General features: G+C 71.8%; 13 protein-coding genes and 1 tRNA gene. 8 read left to right on the top strand and 6 right to left on the bottom strand.

Annotated elements, in window-relative coordinates:
* Nucleotides 1-1,017: 1,017 nt before the first annotated feature.
* Nucleotides 1,018-2,379 (top strand): IS1380 family transposase, encoded by a 1,362-nt coding sequence (locus ETAA1_RS04095; protein WP_145234555.1) that lies wholly within the window; start codon nucleotides 1,018-1,020, stop codon nucleotides 2,377-2,379.
* Between the two features lie 161 nt (nucleotides 2,380-2,540).
* Here the strand turns inward: ETAA1_RS04095 and ETAA1_RS04090 are convergent, their stop codons facing one another.
* Nucleotides 2,541-3,614, bottom strand: coding sequence for a hypothetical protein (locus ETAA1_RS04090; protein ID WP_145234553.1), 1,074 nt, complete (start codon nucleotides 3,612-3,614; stop codon nucleotides 2,541-2,543).
* A gap of 519 nt (nucleotides 3,615-4,133) precedes the next feature.
* Here ETAA1_RS04090 and ETAA1_RS33745 point away from each other — a divergent pair.
* Complete coding sequence (locus ETAA1_RS33745) at nucleotides 4,134-4,373, top strand: helix-turn-helix domain-containing protein (protein WP_145234551.1); 240 nt, start codon at nucleotides 4,134-4,136, stop codon at nucleotides 4,371-4,373.
* Here ETAA1_RS33745 and ETAA1_RS04080 read toward each other — a convergent pair.
* The 3 genes from ETAA1_RS04080 to ETAA1_RS33335 all read right to left on the bottom strand — a co-directional run bounded on the left by ETAA1_RS04080 (nucleotide 4,366) and on the right by ETAA1_RS33335 (nucleotide 8,336).
* Nucleotides 4,366-5,523, bottom strand: a complete 1,158-nt coding sequence (locus tag ETAA1_RS04080) for a tyrosine-type recombinase/integrase (RefSeq protein ID WP_145234549.1) — start codon at nucleotides 5,521-5,523, stop codon at nucleotides 4,366-4,368. The genes ETAA1_RS33745 and ETAA1_RS04080 overlap by 8 nt on opposite strands.
* 129 nt (nucleotides 5,524-5,652) lie before the next feature.
* Nucleotides 5,653-5,725 (bottom strand) — tRNA-Phe (locus ETAA1_RS04075).
* Between the two features lie 61 nt (nucleotides 5,726-5,786).
* The gene (locus ETAA1_RS33335) at nucleotides 5,787-8,336 is read right to left on the bottom strand and encodes a sigma-70 family RNA polymerase sigma factor (RefSeq protein ID WP_145234547.1); all 2,550 of its coding nucleotides are present in this window, start codon (nucleotides 8,334-8,336) and stop codon (nucleotides 5,787-5,789) included.
* A 192-nt stretch (nucleotides 8,337-8,528) separates the two neighbouring features.
* On the opposite strand from ETAA1_RS33335, the gene ETAA1_RS04065 reads away from it, so the two are divergent.
* The gene (locus ETAA1_RS04065; RefSeq protein ID WP_145234545.1) at nucleotides 8,529-10,877 is read left to right on the top strand and encodes a protein kinase domain-containing protein; all 2,349 of its coding nucleotides are present in this window, start codon (nucleotides 8,529-8,531) and stop codon (nucleotides 10,875-10,877) included.
* A gap of 112 nt (nucleotides 10,878-10,989) precedes the next feature.
* Here the strand turns inward: ETAA1_RS04065 and ETAA1_RS04060 are convergent, their stop codons facing one another.
* Nucleotides 10,990-11,460, bottom strand: a complete 471-nt coding sequence (locus ETAA1_RS04060) for a cell division protein FtsH (protein ID WP_145234542.1) — start codon at nucleotides 11,458-11,460, stop codon at nucleotides 10,990-10,992.
* Nucleotides 11,461-11,482: 22 nt separating this feature from the next.
* Between ETAA1_RS04060 and ETAA1_RS04055 the strand changes: the two genes are divergently transcribed.
* The 4 genes from ETAA1_RS04055 to ETAA1_RS04040 all read left to right on the top strand — a co-directional run bounded on the left by ETAA1_RS04055 (nucleotide 11,483) and on the right by ETAA1_RS04040 (nucleotide 17,414).
* Nucleotides 11,483-12,517, top strand: a complete 1,035-nt coding sequence (locus tag ETAA1_RS04055; protein WP_202920645.1) for an NAD(P)/FAD-dependent oxidoreductase — start codon at nucleotides 11,483-11,485, stop codon at nucleotides 12,515-12,517.
* A gap of 95 nt (nucleotides 12,518-12,612) precedes the next feature.
* Nucleotides 12,613-13,071, top strand: coding sequence for a transposase (locus tag ETAA1_RS04050; RefSeq protein WP_145234537.1), 459 nt, complete (start codon nucleotides 12,613-12,615; stop codon nucleotides 13,069-13,071).
* Nucleotides 13,072-13,164: 93 nt separating this feature from the next.
* Nucleotides 13,165-14,286 (top strand): aminotransferase class V-fold PLP-dependent enzyme, encoded by a 1,122-nt coding sequence (locus tag ETAA1_RS04045; RefSeq protein ID WP_145234535.1) that lies wholly within the window; start codon nucleotides 13,165-13,167, stop codon nucleotides 14,284-14,286.
* A 218-nt stretch (nucleotides 14,287-14,504) separates the two neighbouring features.
* A complete protein-coding gene (locus tag ETAA1_RS04040) occupies nucleotides 14,505-17,414 on the top strand; it encodes a hypothetical protein (RefSeq protein ID WP_145234533.1) in 2,910 nt (969 codons plus the stop codon).
* A gap of 656 nt (nucleotides 17,415-18,070) precedes the next feature.
* Here the strand turns inward: ETAA1_RS04040 and ETAA1_RS04035 are convergent.
* On the bottom strand, nucleotides 18,071-18,847 hold the full coding sequence (locus ETAA1_RS04035) for a hypothetical protein (RefSeq protein WP_145234531.1): 777 nt from the start codon (nucleotides 18,845-18,847) through the stop codon (nucleotides 18,071-18,073).
* 307 nt (nucleotides 18,848-19,154) lie between these two features.
* On the opposite strand from ETAA1_RS04035, the gene ETAA1_RS04030 reads away from it, so the two are divergent.
* Nucleotides 19,155-21,296: an alpha/beta hydrolase family protein gene (locus ETAA1_RS04030; RefSeq protein ID WP_145234529.1), complete on the top strand. Its 2,142-nt coding sequence runs from the start codon at nucleotides 19,155-19,157 to the stop codon at nucleotides 21,294-21,296.
* The last annotated feature ends 216 nt before the right edge of the window (nucleotides 21,297-21,512 follow it).

The raw sequence follows: 21,512 nt of genomic DNA, 5'->3' as shown, positions 1-21,512 counted from the left end.
CGGCCAAGGCAGGTCAGTCATCAGTTGAACCGTCGAAGCCGCCGATGATTGGCAGCCAGCAACTTCCGAAACCGAACCCTCATCCTAGAGGATAGATGTCTCCCTGTTATCACAGGAACACACATCAAGGGCCGTCACTGGCGGTCGGCCCTTTCTGTGCTCTGTATTAACTTTCTCGGCCGACGCTCCCACGGCGGCCCGGCGGGTGAGTACGGCGCCGGCCCGCCGACCGTGCACACGCCGCCACCCTCGACGCTGAGCGACCCAGTGGAGTCACCATGGCAATCAGAGCCTGACGTCCTCCCGGTCAGGCGTCGCGCCCGGCGCGGTCGAGGGGCTTCACCCTATTAGGCTGGAAATCCGTCGGTTGGTCGACGCTCCGCTCAGCGCGCACCAGCAGGAGGGCCGGCCCGGCACCCGTACACCAGGTGCATCTAACAGGTGCGCCCGGCGGGAACGAAGTACCGGACGTTGGTCAGTCGACACATCGCGCGCTGCACGAGGCCCGAGAACGGTTCGATCGGAATGATGGGGTAGAGCGCCGCGCTCCCGCCCGCGGTCGAGGCCCAGGACACCTGCGACTGATACCCGTTAGCCGCCGGCGATGTCCGTCGTCATCGCCACTCGCGCGGCCGGATCAGTCGGTACCCGATTCACAGTCATCAGCCGCGGTCGACTCACGCGACCTGGCCCCGCGCTGCCGTCAGGCCGGCGGCGCTCTCGAGCGCCCCGTCGCCTTCGACGTAGTCTTACTTGACAACGACATCGGTGAACCGTCCGACGAACCCGGCACGGCCCGGGGCGCGGTGACGCGGTCTACACCAAAGATGCCGATAAAGTGGAGGCGCCTCCAACGATCGAGCAGCCCGGATTACTCGGGCTGACGCAGGCGCAAGCAAGGCGGCTAGCCCGGATATTTCACCGGCATGGAGTCCATTCGAGTAGCGCGGTGGCTGAAGGTTTGGTAGGGGAAGGAGTTACCACACCACTTTCCCTCCCTCGCCCCCAGCCACCGCCGTGACACACCGTACCACAGCACCCGTCTCCTTTACCAGCGTCCACGGCCGCAAACTCGTCGCCGAGTTCTCCGCCGGGCACCTCACCTCCGACGCCGGGCTCGTGCTCCTCCGCGAAGCCGACCGCCAGCTCGGGCTGGTGGCCGCGCTCGACGCCGCCATCGACGACCCCCGCGCACCCGAACGCATCGAACACCCCCAGGCCACCCTCCTCGCCCAGCGGCTGTTCGGACTCGCCGCCGGCTACGAAGACCTCAACGACCACCAGCACCTCCGACACGACCCCCTCTGGCAGGCCGCCGCCGATCACCCCGACGTCGAGGGCTCCGCCGACCTCGCCTCGCCACCCACCCTGTGCCGGCTCGAGAACCGCATCACCCGCCGCGACCTCGTCCGCCTCGCCGCCGTCCTCGTCGACCAGTTCGTCGCCTCGTTCGACGCCCCGCCCGCCGAACTCACCCTCGACATCGACGCCACCGACGACCCCATCCACGGCCGGCAGGAGCAGCACTTCTTCCACGGCTACTACGACGCCTACTGCTTCCTGCCCCTGTACGTCACCTGCGGCTCGCGGCTGCTGGTGGCCTACCTGAGGCCGGCCAACATCGGGGCCGACCACCACGCCCGCGCCATCCTCAAGCTGCTGGTGACGCGGCTGCGGCAGGCGTGGCCGGGCGTGAAGGTCCTCATCCGCGGCGACAGCGGGTTCGGCCGCTGGCGGCTGATGCGGTGGTGCGATTCGCACGACGTCCGCTACCTGTTCGGCCTGGCCCGCAACGCCGTGCTGGAACGGGAATCGCAGGAATGGCTGGGCTGGGTGGCCGAGGCCCATCGCCTGGACGGCCGGAGCCACCGCTTCTTCGGCACCCTCAGCTATGCCGCCGGAACCTGGGACCGACCCCGCCGCGTCATCGTCAAGGCCGAGCATTTACGCGGCAGCGACGCGGGCAAGTCGAACCCACGGTACGTGGTCACCAACCTGGCCGGCGACGCCCGGACGCTGTACGAGGAGGTCTACTGCGCCCGCGGTGACATGGAGAACCGCATCAAGGAACAGCAACTCGGGCTGTTCGCCGACCGCACGAGTTGCCACGCGTTCCTGGCGAACACGTTCCGGGTGCTGATGGCGGCCGCGGCCTACGTGCTGGTCGAGCACATCCGCCGCACCGCGCTGGTCGGCACCGAACTGGAGAAGGCCGAGGTCGGGACCATTCGGCTGCGGCTGTTCCGCGTCGCCGCGCTGGTGGTGACGAGCGTGCGACGGCTCGTGGTCCGGTTCGCCCGGAGTTACGTGTGGCAAGCGCTCTTCGTCCGGGTGGCGAGGCAACTGCAATCCCGTCGGCGGGCCGACGACAGCACGTAGCCGGGTGACAACTCGAGAGGCGTCGCCCCTCCACCGCGGTGGGGGTCAGGGGGAACGTCGTCTTCGAGCGCCTCCGCGCGGCCGACGCCGGACAAACGCCGCACGCCGGCTCACAACAGACCGAGCAACCACGACTGGTGAAATATCCGGGCTAGGCTTCGTCAGGGTCGCCGCATCCACGCCGGCCGGGGGAGAGTCACCCGGACGGACTCTGGGGACAGGCGGAGGATGTACGGGCCCTGGTGGGGGCTTGGCCCCCGCTCGCCGCGGATGATCTCCCGGATCTCCTTCGGGCCCACGCCCGCAACCGGCGGCTCCCGGCCCACGAGTAAGGCGAGTTGCCGCCGGAGGCGCGACATGATCTCCTCCAGCCGGTTCTCAGGCGTCTGAATCCGGCCCTCCGACCGTATCACCGCCCGAGGCACCGGCCGACCCGCGCTCTCCGCGAGCACCCAGAGGGCGGCGGCCTGGGTGCGGGGGATGTCGGACAGGCGAAACTCCCGGCCGTGGAAAACGAGCCGTTCGGCGTCCAGGGCCAGCACGGGGAGAGGCGCCGTCACGCCCCGTAGGGCCGACAAAACTGCCACGTCGGCACTGGCAATAGCGAGGTGGAGGTGATGCACGTAGCGAGCTTCTTCGAGCGGGTGCGGCCCCCGGTCGTGCTCCGGTGGCGCGAGCGCAAGCAGCGGCTGAAGTACCGCTCTGGTCGAGGCGTTTGCCAAACGCCCGACCGCCCCTCTCACCTCGTCGAGTACCTCCCCGCCCGACCCGTCGGGCAGCACGCCACCCGCCGCGGCGTTACGGCAGGCTCTTCGGCAGCGGCCGACCGCGGCCCCGAGCACGATCCAGCCGAGCGACCCCGCGTGCGGGGCGAGCAGTCCCGCACCCAATTCGCCGAGAACCTCGGCCCACCTGAAGCCGCGGGCGTAGGCCCGCCGGACGGTGTAGAGGTCGGCCGCCCGCCACGCCCGGAGCAGTCGGCGCGCGTACCGGCGGACTGCGTCGATCGCCCGGTGGACCTCGACGAGGACGGCGGCCTCGACGACCTTGGCGACAGCCAACCGCCGGAGGGCCAAGTCCATCTCCGCGAAGCCGGGGCAACCAGCCGGGCGACCGCGGGCCGGTGGAAGGCCCAGCGTGGCCTCCTCCCAGGCGGAATCCATCCAGGCCCCGAACACCGAGCCGTGGTGGCCTGCGACGTACGCTTCCCAGGCCAACGGGAAATGCTGGACCATGTTCGGTCTCCGCGACCACGGTCGGACGACCGCAGGTGCCGCGCGCCCTCGTCGCAACGGGATCATCGCACCTGCAATCTTTCCTGCAACCTTATTTCGAGGACTCAACGTTACTCTGGAACTCGCGTCGGCTCCTCCCTTCGGGTGTCCGGATGTGCCGGAACAGGAGGCGGAGTCCGGCGCACGTTCCTCACACTCCAGGGGGAAGCCGCGAATGCCCCTCCCGTCGACCCACGGGGTGGGTTCCGACTCGGTTCCGTGGCCGCACACTCACCAGCAAGCAACCTGGGAACCATTGAAGTGTGGAAGCGCGACGAGGCGGACCTCACTTGTCTCCTGCGACCATCGCCGACTCCCCGTCGTACTGGATCGTGATCCGGCCTTCTGTGTCCACGGCTACTATCCGCCTGCACCCCCTGAACCCACGCCCGGCACGTTCGGGCAAGCCACTCGCGAGCATCGGAGACCGGGTGCCGCGGTACTGGTTGCCATCCGCCTGCCCTCGGCAGGGGGACGCACGTGCTGAGCGTCAAGGATTGTGCGAAGCGTGCGGGTGTGTGCGAGTCGGTCGTCCGTGGCTGGATCAAGACGGGCCAACTCGCCCACTACCGCCTCGGGCTGAGGCGTGGAAAGATCGTAGTCGATCTCGCCGACTTGGACGCGCTACTGGCGACGTTCCGGGTCGAGCGAAAGGGGCTTGAGCCCAGACAGACTCCAGCTCCGCCAAAATCGGTGTATCGGCACCTCCGCCTCAGCTGACCGCCTGCCGCAGGTGGTCCCCATCCCGCGACAGCTCCTCGTAATGCTTACACAGCATCGACCCGTCCTTGTGGCCGAGCAGCGCAGCCACGGTGATCGGGTCGTGCCCCTCCTTCAGCTTCCGCGTGGCGAAGCAGTGGCGGATGTCGTACATGGCGAACCGGGTGTCCCCCTCCCGCGCCAGCTTCGCCCGCTTCCTCCGCAGCGCCACGACCTTCGCCTGGTGGTCCTTCCGCGCCTGGGCGAGTTCCAGCGGGTCCTTGTACCGCCGCCGGTCGAATCTGGGCAGCGGGGGCAGTGCTTCCACCGCCCCGGCGAGCTTGACGAGCAGCCGCTGGAACCGGCAGACGACGGCCTGGGCCTTCCACGGGTTGCCGTCCACGTTGAGGAACAGGGGCCCCTCCGGGCGTTCGGCCGCGAGCCGGGCGACGATCTCGGCCGCCTTGGCGGACAAGTAGATGACCCGCCACCGGCGCTTCCCCTTCGCCTCCGGCGGGGGGATTTCGACCCGATACCGGTCGAGTTGCAGGTGTCGGGCCTCGATCTTCCGGGCTTCCTGGGGACGGCAGCCCGCCTCATAGGCGAAGGTGAGCAGGTCGCGGAACGGCTGGTCCTTCACGAACCCGACGAGCCGCTCGAAGTCGCCGGGCGTCATCCGGCTGTCCCGCTTCTCGGCTTGGGGCTTCTCGATCCCCCGCACGGGGCTGGTCTCGATGTAGCCGAGCTTGGACGCCCAGTTGAACGGCCGGGTCAGGGCGACGATGGCCCCGCGCTTCTGGTTCGGCCCCCAGGTCTTCTTGGAATCGACGAACTCGACGACTTGGAACGGCCGGAGGTCGCGGGCGGGCAGGGTCGAGGCGGTGCGGAGGTGGTCGCAGAACCCCTGGATGTGGCCTCGCGCCCACTCGTAGGTGCGGGGGGCGCGGTGCTGCTGGCACCAGTCGAGGTACTTTTCGAAGACCTGGCCGACAGTGAGCCGCGCGGCCGACTCGGGCGGAGGGGGAACGGGAGCCTCGTCGGCCGCCATCAACTCGTGGAAGCGGCGGAGGGCGTCCTTCTTGTCGGGGCCGAGGTTGTGCCGGGTGCCGCGGATCGTGACGAAGTAAGCCTGCCGGTCCTCGCGATACCAGGGCTTCGGGGTGCGGGCCATGAAAAAGCCTCCGGGTTGGTGACGGTTGTAACCCGTCACGGCCTCGGAGGCATCATTCCGTACCGCGATTCTGTACCGGCGGGTGTTCTCGGGAAACCGGAGTCTCTCGAAACCCTTGCTTTCCCAGAGTGGGCAGTCCCAGGGTTGAACTGGGGACCTAGCGATTTTCAGTCGCTCGCTCTACCAACTGAGCTAACTGCCCCGCACTCCTGTTATACCGCCCCGCAGGCCGTCGTCAACCCGCCGGCGGGGCACGCACCACCCTACTGTGGCGACCGCGGCAGCGGTGGCGGGGCGGGCGGCGTCGGCGGCGTCGGCGGGCCCGCCAAAGCGCGGGCCACCGCCGTCCAACCGGCCGCCCGGTCGGCCGCCGTCGGCAGCACCGCCAGCGACAGCCGACGCTCGACCTCCGTCGGCAGGCGGCCCGCCGCCGCCAGCGACAGCGACTCCAGCATCTGCTCGTCCGTCTTCCCCGCTGCGATCAGCTCGCCCACCAGCCGACCCCACTTGTCCGACACAACCCGGGTTGATGTCGCCCGGACCGCCGGGGCGGCCGGCGCCGGCGGCGCCACCTTCGGCAGCGCCGCCTTTGGCGGGGCCGGCACCCCGACCTTCGGCGGGGCGGGCGGGGCGGGCGGGGCGGGCGGCGTTACCACCTTCGGCTTCACCACGTCCGCCTTCGGCGTCACCAACAGGTCGCGCACCTCGATCCTGGGTTGGGGCACGTTCCCCTTCTCGTCCAGCAGCAGGTCGCGCACGACCGCCTTCGGCTGCGTGTACAGGAACGGCTGCACGTCCCCCTTCGGCAGCGGCACCACCTCAAACTTCGGCGGCGCCACCGGGCTCGGGGCGACGTAGGGCACCACCAGCTTTCCCTGCGGCGTGTACGGCACCACCTCGATCTTCGGCTGCACCGTCAGGTCGGAGCCGCGGTAGATCTCGAGCACCTTCTCCTTCGGGGTGGCCGGCGCCGTCAGCGGCTGCGGCGTGAGCATCCGTCGCTTCCACCCGTCGCCGACGCGGCGGAGCGCGGCCGGGTCGGCCAGCAGCGCGTCCAGCAACTTCTCGCGCTTCCGCGGGTCGGGGTCGGCCGCGAAGTATCGCTCCTCCAGCGCCGTCGGCGGGGTGCCGCGGGCCTCGGTCACCGCCCGCCGCAGGAACGCCGCGTCCGGCTCGGCCCCGTCCTTCGACGTGGCCCATGTCATCGTGAACCGCTTCTCCTCGCCCTTGCCCGGCGGCTGGGCCGCCCACAGCCGGACCGTCTGGTCCGGCGACTGTAGCCCGGCGGGCTTGGAGCCGTCGCCGACCCACCGGAGGAGCGCCTGCGGGGGGCCGGCCTTGCCCGGCGGCGTGACCACCTCCACCTTGTAGCCCTGCACCGTCGTCGCCTTCGGCTCGGCCGCCTTCGACGGCACCGCCAGCCGCTCCTCCACCGTGTACTTCACCCCGCCCTTCCCGTCGTCGGTCGCCACCACCACCTTCACCCGCACCGGCTCGCCCGGGGCCGCGGGCTTGGCGTCCTTGTCACCCGGCACGACGACCTCGACGCGGCGCTCCTCGCGGGCGCCCTTCTGCACGTCGATGAACCGGGCCAGGTCGGCCCACTGCACCACGGGGTGGGCCTGCACCCCGGCCGGCTTCGCCGTGTCCGCGTCCCACACCACCACCCGGTCGAACGCGTCGGTGAAGAACGGCTGTGCCCCGTCGGCGCCGAGCGTGACCGTCCGCGCGGCGGTCGCTGGGGCGGTCGGGCCGTCGATCAGCCAGCGGGCCACCTTCTTCCGCTTGTCGGCGTCCTTGTCCGCGGCGAAGTAGCCGTGCTCCACGGCCGTCGCCTTCGAGTTGCGGAACATCAGGCACACCTGGTCCAGGTACGCCGCGTCGTCGTCCGCCAGCAGCGCGGTCGCGGTCGCGGTCGCGGTCGCGGCCGGCGCCTCGCCGGCGGTCGCGGGCTTCAAGCCCGGCCCGACCGCGCCGGCGACCGCCAGCAGCACCGCCGCGGTCGCGGCCGCGGCCTTGAGTTTCGTGAGGAAGATCATCCGCATCACCCCGTCGCAGAGTTGGAGGGCGTTCGCGGACACGAGCCCGGCGGCGGCCCCGCCGGCGGCGACGGCCTCGGCCGCACGCACCACCCCGGCGGCCAGCTGCGGGTTCACCACCCCGGCACTCGCCTTCTCGGCCAGGAGCGCACCCAGCGCCGTCGCCGACAGCGTGACGCCGCGGCGGGTGAGCCGCGCGGCCAGCGCCTTCCGCGCGTCGGCGAGGCGGCCGGCGAGGGTGGCGGGGGCGATGCCGAGCTGCCCGGCGACGGCCCGCTGCGGGCGGCCCTCCAGGTCGCACAGCACGACCGGGACGCGGAGCCGGTCCGGCAGCCGGGCCAGCTCCTCGTCCAGGACCGGCTTCAACTCGTCCCACCCGTCGGCGGCCGGCGGCGCGGCCGGCTCGGGCATGGCGTCCACCTGACTCTCCCGGGTGCGGCGGCGGGCGCGGGCGGCCCGCGCCTTCAGGGCGGTCCGGTAGGCCACGCCGTACAGCCACGCCCCCACCCGGTTCCGCGGCCGCACGTCGGCGGCGCGGCGGGCCAGCACCAGGAAGACGGCCTGGAAGGCGTCGTCCGCGGCGTCGTAGTCGCGCACCACGCGGCGGCAGACGCCCAGGACCATCGGCCCGTGCCGGCGGACGAGGGCGGCGAACGCCTCGGGGTCGCGGTCGGCGACGAACGCGGTGAGGAGGTCGTCGTCGCCGCGCTCGGCGGCGCGGCCGGCGATCACCCGCCGCAGCGCGGGCATCAGGCTAACGGGAGCGGTCGGCATGGGCCGGCCTCCGGGCTCGGTGTCCGCCAGTGTATTGCCCGCCGCCGGGCGGGCGCTCGGGGGGAATTCCGGCCGCCCGTTAGGCCGGGACGCGAGCCCCGGCGGGCGTCAGAACCCCGACGGGGCTCGCGCCCCGGCCTAACGGCTTGCACACCGGTTGCGGCCCCCGCGCCCATCGGCTACGCTTTTCCCATGAACCCGCACGCCCGGCTGCACACCGACGCCACCAGCGCCCCGTCCGCGCCCAGCGCCGTCGACGAGACCATCGCCGTCGGCGCATCCACGACCGGCGCCGCCGCGGGCTTCGGCCCGCCCGCGGCCGCCGGCGAGGTCGGCACCCTCGGGCCGTACCGCGTCGTGAAGGAGCTCGGCAAGGGCGGCATGGGCGCCGTCTACGCCGCGATCGACACCCGCCTCGACCGCCGGCTGGCGCTCAAGGTGATGCTCCCGCAGTTCGCCGCCGACCCCGCCGCGCGGGAGCGCTTCCTCCGCGAGGCCCGCGCCGCCGCGCGGGTGAAGCACGACAACGTCGTCACCGTGTACGAGGCCGACGAGCGCGACGGCGTGCCGTACATCGCCATGGAGTACCTCGAAGGGTACCCGCTCGACGAGTACCTGAAGAAGAAGGGGAACCCCACCCCCGCCCAGGTACTGAAGATGGCCGCGGAGGCGGCCGCCGGGCTGGCCGCGGCGCACCGGCAGGGGCTCGTTCACCGCGACGTGAAGCCCGGCAACCTGTGGCTGGAGGCGCCGGCCGGGCGGGTCAAAGTGCTCGACTTCGGCCTCGCCCGCCCGGTGGACGCGGAGGTCGAGCTGACCAAGAGCGGCGCGATCGTGGGCACGCCGGCGTACATGAGCCCGGAGCAGGCCCGCGGCGAGAAGGTGGACCACCGCACCGACCTGTTCAGCCTCGGCGCCGTGCTGTACCGACTCGTGACCGGCCGGCTGCCGTTCCAGGGGCCGAACACGATGGCGGTGCTGATCGCCCTGGGGACGCAGGAGCCGACGCCGGTGCGCGACCTGAACCCGGCCGTGCCCGAACCGCTCGCCGAGTTGATCCACCAGTTGCTCGCCAAGTCGGTCGGAGCCCGGCCGGCGTCGGCCGACGAGGTGGTCAAGCGGATTCGGGCGATGGGCGCGGCGCGGACTTCTTCTGCGGCGGCTGCGCCCGCGGTGTCGCAGGTGGTGTACGTGCCGATCCAGGTGACGGCGGTGCCCGACGCCAACCCGTTCGCCGACCTGGACGCGTCCGCGACGGAGCTGGAACCCGCCGCGGTGCCCGTGGCGGCGCCGGTGGGGCGGAAGCCCGCCGGGCGGTGGCTGTGGGCCGCGGCCGGGTTCGCCGGCATGGTGCTGCTGGCGCTCGGCGGCGTCGTCATCGTCATCCGCAACAAGGACGGGACCGAGACCTGGATCGAGGTGCCCGACGGCGCCACCGTGACGGTGAAGGACAAGGCCGGCAAGACGCTCGCGCAGGTCGGCCCCACCGTCAAAGCGCCGGCCGCCGCCGGCGACCCGGATCGCGCGGCCGCCGAGTACGTCGTGTCGGTCGGCGGCGTCGTGTGGATCGACGGTCACAACCGCGACTTCCTGGCCGCGGCCGACCTGCCGAAAGAGCGATTCACCCTGACCCTGATCAACCTGGGCGGCCCGAAGGTGACGGACGCGGGGCTGGCGAACTTCAAGGGCTGCAAGGGGCTGACGTGGATCGACCTGGGGAACTCGCCGGTGACGGCCGCGGGGCTGGCCTACTTCAAGGACTGCAAGGGGCTCACACACCTCGGCCTGGGGGGCAACGCGCAACTCACGGACGCGGGTTTGGCTCACTTCAAGGACTGCAAGGGGCTCACGAAACTCAGCCTCCTGAACACGCCAGTGACGGACGCGGGGCTGGCGCACTTCAAGGACTGCAAAGGGCTCACGGCCCTCGACCTATTCGGCACCCGGGCGACGGACGCGGGGGTGGCGCACTTCAAGGACTGCAAGGGGCTCACGGTCTTGAGCCTGGGCGAGACGGGGGTGACGGAGCAGGGCCTGGCCGTCTTCAAGGAGTGCAAGGGGCTGACGGCCCTCAACCTGATTAGCACGAAGGTGACGGACAACGGGCTGGCGCAATTCAGCGACTGCAAAGGCCTGACCGTCCTCCGCCTGGACGCCACGAAGGTGACGGACGCGGGGCTGGCTCACTTCAAGGACTGCAAAGGCCTGACGGACCTGTGGCTGAACGGCACGGGGGTGACGGACGCGGGGCTGGCCCACGTCAAGGACTGCAAGGGGCTGCAGAGCCTCTGCCTGAACGGCACCGGGGTGACGGACGCGGGGCTGGCCCACTTCAAGGACTGCAAAGGCCTGACAACCCTCTGGCTGGACGCCACGAAGGTGACGGACGCGGGGCTGGCCCCGTTCACGGACTGCAAGGCCCTGCAGCACCTCGTCGTGAAAGGAGCAAAGGTGACGGCGGCGGGCCTTGCCGCATTCCACGCCGCCGTGCCCGGGTGCCGCATCGAGCACGACGGCGGCGTCATCGAGCCGCGGAAGTAGATCGGCCCGGCGAGCCGGGTGGCGACAGCCGCCGGGTACGGACCCGGTTCGACTCACGTCCGAAGTGGTTCGATGCGCGGACGCACCCGAAGCCTGACGCCCTCGGCTCGCCTCAGTCCTGCTCCACCGCCTGCTCGTACAGGTGTCGGGCGGCGCGGCCGCTGATGACGCCGTGAACCAGAAGCTCCGCGGCGATCCGCTCGACGGCGCGCCAGTGGCCGTCGTCCGCCAGCAGGTTCTCGACCTTCGCCAGCAACCGCTTCTCCAGCCGGGCCGCTGTTCGCTCGGTCGTCTGCGCCAGCAGTTTGCGGACGTGGCGCAGGTCGCGCTCGGCCTCGGCCCAGCCGTAGGTGCCGGTGTGCCGCGCCTCCGCGGCCAGGCCGCCGAGCGAGATCATCACCTCGCGCTCCACCCAGTCCTCCGACGGCCGGAACACGCCCTTCCCGAACTCGCACTGGCCCAGGCGGTCGCGGTTCGGCAGCACGCTGACGCGGTGAACGGGCCGGCCCAGCGCCAGGGCCACGACGGCGTGCCCGGCCTCGTGGTACGCCGTCTCCGGGTCGTATTCCGCCTTCTCGTCCATGCCGCGATTATACCCTGACGGGGTGGCACCGGACTTCGAGTTCGTCGTCGTCGGCCAGGGGCTCGCCGGCACCGCCGTGGCGTGGCAGCTGCGGCGGCGCGGGCGGCGCGTCCTCGTGCTCGACCGCGGCGACCCGCACGCCGCGTCGCGCGTCGCCGCCGGCCTCATCACCCCGTACACCGGCCGCCGCGTCGCCCGCACCTGGAACCTCGACCACTGCTTCAACATCGCGGTGGGCTACTACCGCAGTTCGCAGGCCGAGACGGGCGCGACGGTCTTCCACCACGCCCCGGCGCTGCGGCTGTTCGCGGGCGCCGCCGAGCGCGACGTGGCCCGCGGCAAGATCGACGCCACGCGGTTCGACCGCGGCATCGACCCGGCGTGGTTCGCGGCCCCGCACGGCGGCTTCGACCTCACCCCCGCCGCGCGGCTGGACGTGCCGCGCTTCCTCGACGCCTACCGCGCGCTGTTCCAGGAACACCACGCGTACCGCGCGTTCGACCTCGACCCCGCGGCCGACGTGGAGCCGACCGACGCCGGCGTGCGGCTGCCGCGGCTGGGCGTCACCGCGGGGTGGGTGGTCTTCTGTGAAGGGGCCGCCGGCGCGGGGAACCCGTGGTTCCCGGCGGTGCCGTACAACCTGGCGAAGGGCGAGATCCTGACGCTGCGCGTGCCCGGCCTCGGCGAGCCGCGGCCGGTGCACCGGGGCGTGTGGCTCGCCCCGCAGGGCGGCGACGTGTTCCTCGCCGGCAGTACCTACGACCGCGATGACCACACCCCGACGCCGACCGCGGCCGGCCGCGCCGCGATCGAGGCGGGGCTGCGCGAGTTCTCGAAGCTGCCGTTCGAGGTGATCGGCCATCGCGCCGGCGTGCGGCCGGTGCTGACGACGACGCGGCCGATGCTCGGCGTCCACCCGCGGCACCGGCTGGCGGTGCTGACCGGCCTCGGGTCGAAGGGGGCGCTGTACGCGCCGACCTACGGCGCCATGCTGGTGGACCACCTGACCGACGGCCGGCCGATCGACGCGGCGGTGAGGCTCGTACAGTCTCAGTAGGCGTGTTAGGCCGGGGCGCAAGCCCCGTCGGTGGGTTCGCGGCCGATCGCCCGACGGGGCTTGCGCCCCGGCCTAACGAGTGGAAGGACGCGGTCATGGCGATCGCCTACTTTTCGACGTGGACGACCTACGGCACCTGGCTGCACGGCGACCCCCGTGGCTCGTTCCTCCGAGGCGGCGGGAGCCACGCGCCGGATCCCGTGGCGCACCGCGAATCTCTCGCGGAACTGGCCGAAGCACCACTGGTTCTCGACGCGGACCAGCGCCGGCTCGTCGAGCAGACGATCGCCGACCACTGCGCCGTCCGGAAGTGGCAACTGCACGCGGTGAACTGCCGGAGCAACCACGTTCACGTCGTGGTCACCGCGCGGGGCCGGCCGATCGAGCAGCCGCGCGAGCAGTTCAAGTCCTGGTGTACGCGCCGGTTGAAGGCCGCCTCCGAGGTCGTCCGCGAGAGGTGGTGGACCGAGCGCGGCTGGGACGAGTACATCGACGACGACCGGGCACTGGCTGAGGTGATCGCGTACGTGCTCGACGGACAGGACACCCGTTAGGCCGGGGCGCAAGCCCCGTCGGCGGGTTCGCGCCCGATCACCCGCCGGGGCTTGCGCCCCGGCCTAACAACGAACCGGACCTCGGAGCCTCCGATGCTGACGCCCGAATCCCGCCGCCGCGACTTCCCCTCGCTGGAGGGGCGCGCCTACCTCAACACCGCCGCCGAGGGCATCCCGCCGCCCGCCGTCGCCGCCGCGCTCGCGCAATACGCCGCCGACAAGGAACTCGGCATGGACGGCCGCGTCCGGCACGCCGCGGAGTGGGACGCCGTCCGCCGCCTCACCGCCGAGTTCTACGGCCTCACCGCCGACGAGATCGGCGTCTGCTCGTGCTCGTCGGAGGCGTACAACCTCGCGGCGCTGGCCCTGCGGGCGAAGCCCGGCGACGAGGTGGTCGTGAACGACCTCGACTTCCCCGCCGGGGCGACGCCGTGGCTGCAGCCCGACTCGCCGGCCGCCGCGAAGGTGTGGCGCAACCGCGGCGGCGCGCTGCGGGTCGAAGACCTGGTGCCGCTGCTCGGCCCGCGGACGCGGCTCGTCACCGTGTCGCTGGTGAGCTTCTTCAACGGGTTCGCGGTGCGGCTCCCCGAGGTGGTCGCGGCCGTGCGGAAGCACTCGCCGGCGCTCCTGGCCGTGGACGTGACGCAGGCGCTCGGCCGCGTCCCGCTCGACCTGACGGGCGCGGACCTGATCGTCAGCAGCACGCACAAGTGGATTCTGGCGTCGCACGGCGGCGGGCTCGTCGGCGTGCCGGCGGCGCGGGCCGCGGACTGGACGGTGCCGGCCGGCGGGTGGTTCCACCTGGAGGACGCGTTCGGCCCGAACCGCTTCGAGGCCGCAGTGAGCAAGCCGGGGGCGGCGTCGTTCGCGGTCGGGATGCCGAACTACCCCGCGGTGTACGCGGTGCGGGCGGCACTGGAGTACCTCCGCGGCGTCGGCGTGGAGGCGATCGACCGCCACGCCCGGCCGCTGACGCTGCACTGCCTGGAGGAGGTGCGGAAGCTGCCGGTCGAGCTGCTGACGCCGGCGGAGCCGGAGCACGTGGCGGGCATCCTGGCGTTCAAGCACCCCCGCGCCGCGGAGCTGCACGCGACGCTGCACGCGGCGGGGGTCCACGTCATGAGCCACGCCGGCCGGCTGCGGGTTGCGGTCCACGGGTACAACACGGCCGACGACTTGGAGCGGTTCCTGCGCGAGCTGCGGGCGGCGCTGTAACCCACGCAAGTCGAAGGGGAATCGGATCTTCCGCCGGCCACGCGTCGACCCAACGATCTTTTGTGTACTCGACTCAATTCGTGCCTCGACCCCCCGGGGGGGTCGGCGACACACAATGCCCCCGGCTTGAGTGTCCGCGTGCGGTTCGCCTTCCCCCCACCCCAAGGTCGCGGTATAGCCCCCGGTTGCGTCCGCCTCGCGGACCGGAGGAGCCCCGCATGACCGTCCGCGTGACGGCCTTCGCCGCCGCCCCGCTCGCCGCCCTGCTGCTGGGGCTGGCGCTGCTCACGGCCCAGACCGACGGCATCCACCGTCACTCGTTCGCCGGCCGCGACCCCGTCCTCGTCCGCGGCGACGCCAACGTCAAAGCGGAAGTGAAGACCCACGCCGTCTCGGACCAGCACTTCAAGAGCCGCCCCACCAGCGAGCACCTGCAACTGACGCTCGACGCCGCCACCGGCGACGCCGCGTTCGTCCACTACAGCTACGACACGCCCCCGGCCCCGGTGTCGCCGGCGCTCTCCGCGAGCGTGTGGGTGAAGGCCACGCGGCCCGGCGTGCAGCTGCGGGCGCGGGTGGTGCTGCCGAAGGAACGCGACCCGGCCCGGCCCGAAGCGCTGCTCACGTTCCTTGTCGTCGGCAAGAGCTACGAGAAGGCCCGCAGCTGGGACAAGCTGACGATCGAGAACGTGCCCGAGCTGCTCGGCAAGCACCTCCCCGCGGTGCGGGCGAAGGTCGGCCGCGAGGTGAACACCGAAGGCGCGTACGTCGACCGCCTCGTGCTGAACGTTTACACCGGCCCCGGCCCCGTGGACGTGTGGATCGACGACCTGGAGATCGGCCCCGTCCGCGCCGCGCCGGCCCCGGCGGCGACCGCGCCCGGCGTCACCACGGCGAACCCGAAGGCGCAGGCGCTGCCGGCGCCGACGCCCGCGGGTCGGTTGCGGCAGGTCGAGCAGCGCGGCGGGCAGCTGCTGGTGGACGGCAAGGAACACTTCTTCCGCGCCATCCGCCACAGCGGCACGCCGCTGCACGTGCTCCGCGCCGCCGGGTTCGACGCCGTGTGGCTCCCCGCCGACGCCCCGCAGGCGCTCGTCGATGAAGCCGGCCGCGAGGGCTGGCTCGTCATCCCGTCGGCCCCGCCGGTGGAACTCGCGCAGGTGAAGGCCGGCGCCGCCGACGGCCTGTTCGACGCCTTCCGCCGCAAGTTCGTCACGTCCGACGTGCTGTTCTGGGACCTGGGCGGCGGCCTGACCGACGACCAGGACTGGAAGGTGGCCTTGGGGGCGAAGGAGGTGCGCGGGGTGGACCGCCGGCGGCCGCTCGGCGGCGACCTGTGGGACGGGTTCCAGAACTACTCGCAGACGCTCGACGTGGTCGGCGCCCACCGCTGGCCGCTGTTCACGAGCCTCGAACTGACCCGCTACGGCGACTGGCTGGCCCAGCGCCGGCAGCTGGCCGGGCCGCGGCCGGTGTTCTGGACGTGGGTGCAGAACCACATCCCGGACGGGAACCCCGCCGCCGACGCCGGCGCCGGCCCGCACGCCGAGCAGGTGCGGCTGCTGGCCTACCTCGCCATCGCCAGCGGGGCCCGCGGCCTCGGCTTCTGGTCCGACCGCGCCCTCGCCGACGCCAAGGAGGGGAGCGAGCGCCTGCACGGCGTCGCGCTGCTGAACACCGAGCTCGACCTGCTCGACCGCGTCCTCACGTCGTCGGGCACGACCGGCGGCAAGGCGGCGTGGCTGAACACGAGCCACCCGCACGTCAAGGCCGCCGTGATCCCCGGGCAGAAGGGGCTGCTCGTCATCCCGATGTGGCTCGGGCCGGGCGACCAGTACGTGCCGGGGCAGGGCGCCGTCGCCGGGCTGACGCTGACCGTGCCGGGCGTGTCGGACGGGCACGACCCGTGGCTCGTCACCCCGGCCGGCGTGCAGAACCTCGCCAACCGCACGAAGCGCACCACGTCCGGCACCGAGGTGAAGATCGACGAGTTCGACATGGTCGCGCCGATCGTGTTCACCGACGACCTGGGGCCGCGCGGCCTCGTGGTCGAGTGGCAGGACCACGCCCGCCGGTACGGCCGGCACAGCGCCCGGTGGGCGATCGACCAGGCGCGGGTGGCCTACGAGCGCACCCGCGCCGTCCACCTCCAGCTGGCCGGCATGGGCGTGACGGTGACGGACGGCGACAAGCTCCTGGCGAAGACGCACGAGTACTACGGCGAGGCGCAGAAGCACTATGCCAACGAGCTGTACGACCGCGCCTACCAGGACGCGACCCGCGCCCTGCGGCCGCTGCGGGTGCTGATGCGGGCGCACTGGCAGCTGGCCGTCGGCACCCTCGACGTGCCGACGGCCAGCCCGCACGCGGTGAGCTTCTACACGCTGCCGAAGCACTGGGAGCTGGCGAAGCAGGTGCAGGCCGGCCGGCCCGCCGCGAACCGCCTGCCGAACGGCGACTTCGAGCTCGGCGCCGCGGTGCCGCCGGCCGGCGTCCCCGTGGCGAGCCTCCCCGGCTGGGCGGCGCGCACCGGCAGCCTGGAAGCGGACCGCGTCCAGGTGGCCGCCGGCATCGTGCCGGCGGACAAGCTCGAAGACCGCGTCCTCGACCGGGTGTTGCCGAAGGAGCAGAAGGGGATCTTCGCCCCGAGCCGGGCGATCCCGCTGCCCGACGAGGCGCACCGGCCGACGCCCGAGCTCGGCAAGGCGGTGCTGAAGCTGGAGGTTCGCCAGCCGGCGCGGACGGACGCGAGCGGGAAGCCGTTCCAGTACCAGATGCCGCTGGAGCGGACGTTCCTGGCAGTGGACAGCCCGCCGGTGCAGCTGCCGCCGGGGACGCTGGTCCGCGTCAGCGGGTGGATCAAGGTGGCGGGCGGCATCGGCGGCACCGCCGACGGGGCGCTCCTGTACGACGACGCCGGCGGCGAGCCGCTGGGCGTGCGGGTGCTGACGACGCAGGGGAAGTGGCAGCGCTTCCAGCTGTACCGGACGGTGCCGGCGTCGGGCCAGATCGGGCTGACCGCGGCGCTAACGGGCGCGGGCGTGGCGTACTTCGACGACCTGCGGGTGGAGCCGATCCTGGCCGGCGGCAACGCCGCCGTGCAGCCCGCCGGCTACCGCGGGCGGTGATTCGGAATCCGTAGACTGGACGGGTAAACCGGTAGCCGAACAGGAAGCTTTGCAGCCGCCCGGGATCGTACCACGACCAAACGGCGCGAGCACGCTACGAATCGCCAATGAGCTGGCGGTCTGCTGCAGCGACGGGTTCCACCCCGGGCAGGGGACCTGCCCCCGCACGCCAGGAACTTGGGGCTGGCTCCGCTGACCTCGCCGACTATGTTACCCGCGGCGCCCGGCGCAAAGCCCGTCCGGTTTCTGGTGCGGCGAGTGACCTCTGCTCGGCCCGTGGGTTCGATTGGGACGGGGAGCGCTTTCGGCCAAACACTTGGTGACGACCGCCTACCCACACCACCGGCGGTCGATCCCGTTGGGACGGCTGACTACACCGTGCCGACTCCCCCGCCGGTCGCCACTCGCCCTGGCCATAGTTCGCCAGGTGCATAACCCCTTCGCGGCCCGCCCCGGCGGCCCCGTCCGCGGTACGCGCCGATCCCGTGTTCATGCACTCTCCTCGCCCGACCGGCAACCTCACCGGCGGCGCCGTGATCCGACTCGCACGACATAACCGGCGGGGGGCGTTCGACTTGGCGGCCGCGGCCCGCCCTACGAGCGCCCCTCGTCAAGAGAAGTTCCTGGGGCGGCCGGAGCAGGGTGTCTCGCACCTCTCACGGCCGTCGTGTGATGTCGAACCCGACCGGCGGCAGCGCCTGCGTTCCGTCCAGGCCGGCTGCGACCACCACCGGCACGCCTGACCTGCCGTCCTTCCCGTCGCGGTATCCGACGATCGGGTGCCAGTAAACGAGCCGGTACTTCCCGGCCGGGGCGTCGCGAATCGTGTACCGCCCGGCCGCGTCCGTGACCGCATGGTACGGGTGGTCGAACACCCGCAGGTGCCCTTCCATCCACGGGTGGATGGAACATTTGAAGGGGAACACGGTCGCGTCCGCGGGCACGGGTCGCCGCCACTCGCCCTTCTCTGGTATGGGTAGTTGTGTGCGGCCGAAGTTATCGGCGGGGAAGATCAGGCTGTGGGCGCAGGGGTCGGTGAACCGGAATACCAGGGTGTCGCCGGTTCGTGCGGTGGCGACGTGTGGCACAAACTGGCAGCCCTTCAGTTCGATCACAACGTCCGCCGGCTTCCGCTTCGCGTCGGCCGGGGGCAGGTCGGCGGGGCCGAGATTGCTCTTCGGGTCGGGGTCGTCGGGCCGCAGCCACACAACCACGTCCCGCACCCCGCGGGTCTTCGCGTCCACCACCACCGACTCGTCCGGCACGGCGTTGCCACAGTGCTCGCGGTCGTAGGTGGTCTTGATGCTCTTGGCCTCGGGGACGGGTACGCTGGCCGGCAGGACCACACGGCCGGTAACTGTCGCCCGAGGGACTGGGGGCTGAGCGCCGAGGGTGGCGACCGTGGCAACGAGGAGCAAGAGGGCGACTCGCATGCGGACCCCTGCGGAGCAATCCTTCGAGGCCGAACCAGTAATTAGATTGCGGCTTTGCAATCTATCACGGCGCGGGGTCGACACCGCCGCGCCGGGTGTAACTGACAACAGTACCGGGCGTTGCGGCCGGCGGTCCAGCAAAAACGCCTGCAACCTACCCCACTAACGCACCCCGCGAAGCCGCCGCCGAACCGAGCGGAGGTTCGGCATCCTGTTCGTCCGGTCCATTTTCCGGAGACCACGACAACGCGTACTCGCACGAGCGGGTGGCGTCGGGTAGCATCGCGGCACCCCCGAGGGCTCCGCCATGACCCGCCTCCTTCCCGCCGGCCTCGCCGCGCTGCTCCTCGCCACCCCCGCCACGGCGCAGCAACCGAACCCGGACCACGCCCGCAACCGCAAGCAGCTCGACGCCTACTTCCGCGCCCACGTCAAACAGATCAACGACGCCTGCCTCGCCGACCTCAGTACGAAAGACGCCTGGGAGAAGAAGCGCCCCGAGCTGCGCCGCCAGTTCCTCGACATGATGGGCCTCGACCCGCTGCCGCCGCGGACGCCGCTCAACGCCGTCGTCACGGGCACCACCGACGGCGGCACGTTCACCGTCGAGCGGCTCCACTTCCAGTCGATGCCCGGCCTGTACGTCACCGCCAACCTGTACCTGCCGAAGCGCCGCGAGGGCCGCCTGCCCACGATCCTGTACGTGTGCGGTCACGGCAACGTCGTCATCGACGGCGTGTCGTACGGCAGCAAGGTGCATTACCAGTACCACCCGAGCTGGTTCGCCGCGAACGGCTACGCCTGCCTGATCCTCGACACCGTCGAGCTGGCCGAGATCCGCGGCGACCACCACGGCACCCACGGCGCCAAGATGTGGTGGTGGCAGAGCCGCGGCTACACCCCGGCGGGCGTCGAGCTGTGGAACGCGATGCGCGCCCTCGACTACCTCGAAACCCGCCCCGAGGTGGACGCCACGCGGTTCGGCCTCACCGGCCGCTCGGGCGGCGGCGCGACGAGCTGGTGGGTCGCCGCCGCGGACGAGCGGGTGAAGGCGGTCGTGCCCGTGGCCGGCATCGCCGACCTGCACGCGCACCTGGTCGAGGCGCCGGCGCCGCGCCTGGCCGACGGCGTGATCGCGGGGCACTGCGACTGCATGTACCAGGTGAACACGTACCGATGGGACTACGCGCAGGTGGCGGCGCTGATCGCCCCGCGGCCGCTGCTGCTGGGCAACTCCGACAAGGACGACATCTTCCCCGTCGAGGGTTACCGCCGCCTCGCGGACAAGGCCCGCAAGGTGTACGACCTGTACGGCGCGGGCGAGAAGTTCCAGCTTCTCGAAACGACGGGGCCGCACAGCGACACGCCGGAGTTGCACCGCGGCATCAACGCCTGGATGGCCCGCTGGCTCAAGAACGACACCGCGGAGCAGCCGGCGCCGGACCTGACGAAGCGCTTCGAGCCGAAGCAGCTCAAAGTGTTCGACAAGCTCCCCGAGCCGCGGCGGAACGAGACGATCCACGAGACGTTCGTGCCCGCCGCGAAGTTCAACCCGCCGGCGGACGTGGACGAGCTGAAGGCGTGGTGGCCGGGGCGCCGCGCGGACGTCTGGCGGGCGTTGCACACGAAAGTTCTCGGGGCCGAGTACCGGGTGCCACACCTGCAGACCGCGAAGGTCGCCGAGGTCGTGACCCACGAGGGCGTGCGGCTGAGGGCAATCGACTTCGACCCCCAGCCGAACGTGTCGCTGCGGATGTGGGTGGCGACGGCGGCCGGCGTCGAGGAGCCGTCGGAAGTGATCCTCAGCGTTCTCGACGAGGCCGGGTACAAGGACTGGTGCGAGTCGTTCGGCCCGAACTTCGCCGGGGCACTCCAGTACCCCGGACCGCTCGCCCGCAACGACGCGATGTTCGCGCAGAACCGGGCGGTGATGAGACGCGACAAGGTGTGCTTCGCGGCAGTCGCGCCGCGCGGCATCGGGCCGACGCGGTGGGCCGCGCCCGGCAGCAAGGAGGACACGCACGTCCGCCGCCGCTTCCCGCTGATCGGCCAGACGCTCGACGGCCAGCGGGCGTTCGACGTGTGGCAGGCCACGCAGGCGTGGAAGGAGGTTTTCCCGCCGGGCGACGGGGAGCCGATGAAGCTGACGCTCCACGGGCGGGGGGATTCCGCCGCGCTGGCGCTCCACGCGGTGGCGGGCCTGCCGCCGGACAGCCGGGAGTACGCGCGGCTCGACCTGTGGAACCTGCCGACGATTTACCGATCAGGCCCGCCGTTGCTGAACGCCCATCGGTACTCGGACGTGCCGGAAGTGCTGGCGTCCGTCGCCACGATACACCCGGTGACGCTCCACGTCGCGGCCGAGGCCGACCGGGCGGCGTGGGCCGAGGCCGTGCGGGTGGCCGGCGCCACCGGCGGGCGGCTGACGGTGAAGGTGGGCGGGGAGTGACCCGGCGAACGTCACTGTAACGATCGGCACTATGGCCGATGCACTTGTTTCCGGACATGGACCCTCACCCGGCGGAAACAAGAATTCCGGTCCGAGCGACGAAGCGGCTCCGCCCGAGCTTGCTTTTTCGCCGGGCGTATGGGCGGGCGCTCGCCCCGTCGTTACACTGACTCCGGCCGACTTCCCGGCCAACCCGCTGTTACCCCACCACTCCCG

The organism is Urbifossiella limnaea (assembly GCF_007747215.1).
Taxonomy (GTDB): domain Bacteria; phylum Planctomycetota; class Planctomycetia; order Gemmatales; family Gemmataceae; genus Urbifossiella; species Urbifossiella limnaea.
The sequence above is the reverse complement of the archived record's forward strand: the minus strand, read 5'-3'. Positions and strand labels throughout refer to the sequence as shown.

Excerpts from the sequence above, each read along its gene's own strand:
- ETAA1_RS04050 (WP_145234537.1), top strand. The coding sequence starts at position 12,613 with ATGGCGATCGCCTACTTTTCGACGTGGACGACCTACGGCACCTGGCTG.
- ETAA1_RS04045 (WP_145234535.1), top strand. The coding sequence starts at position 13,165 with ATGCTGACGCCCGAATCCCGCCGCCGCGACTTCCCCTCGCTGGAGGGG.
- ETAA1_RS04030 (WP_145234529.1), top strand. The coding sequence starts at position 19,155 with ATGACCCGCCTCCTTCCCGCCGGCCTCGCCGCGCTGCTCCTCGCCACC.
- ETAA1_RS04040 (WP_145234533.1), top strand. The coding sequence starts at position 14,505 with ATGACCGTCCGCGTGACGGCCTTCGCCGCCGCCCCGCTCGCCGCCCTG.
- ETAA1_RS04060 (WP_145234542.1), bottom strand. The coding sequence starts at position 11,460 with ATGGACGAGAAGGCGGAATACGACCCGGAGACGGCGTACCACGAGGCC.
- ETAA1_RS04065 (WP_145234545.1), top strand. The coding sequence starts at position 8,529 with ATGAACCCGCACGCCCGGCTGCACACCGACGCCACCAGCGCCCCGTCC.
- ETAA1_RS33335 (WP_145234547.1), bottom strand. The coding sequence starts at position 8,336 with ATGCCGACCGCTCCCGTTAGCCTGATGCCCGCGCTGCGGCGGGTGATC.
- ETAA1_RS04090 (WP_145234553.1), bottom strand. The coding sequence starts at position 3,614 with ATGGTCCAGCATTTCCCGTTGGCCTGGGAAGCGTACGTCGCAGGCCAC.
- ETAA1_RS04080 (WP_145234549.1), bottom strand. The coding sequence starts at position 5,523 with ATGGCCCGCACCCCGAAGCCCTGGTATCGCGAGGACCGGCAGGCTTAC.
- ETAA1_RS04035 (WP_145234531.1), bottom strand. The coding sequence starts at position 18,847 with ATGCGAGTCGCCCTCTTGCTCCTCGTTGCCACGGTCGCCACCCTCGGC.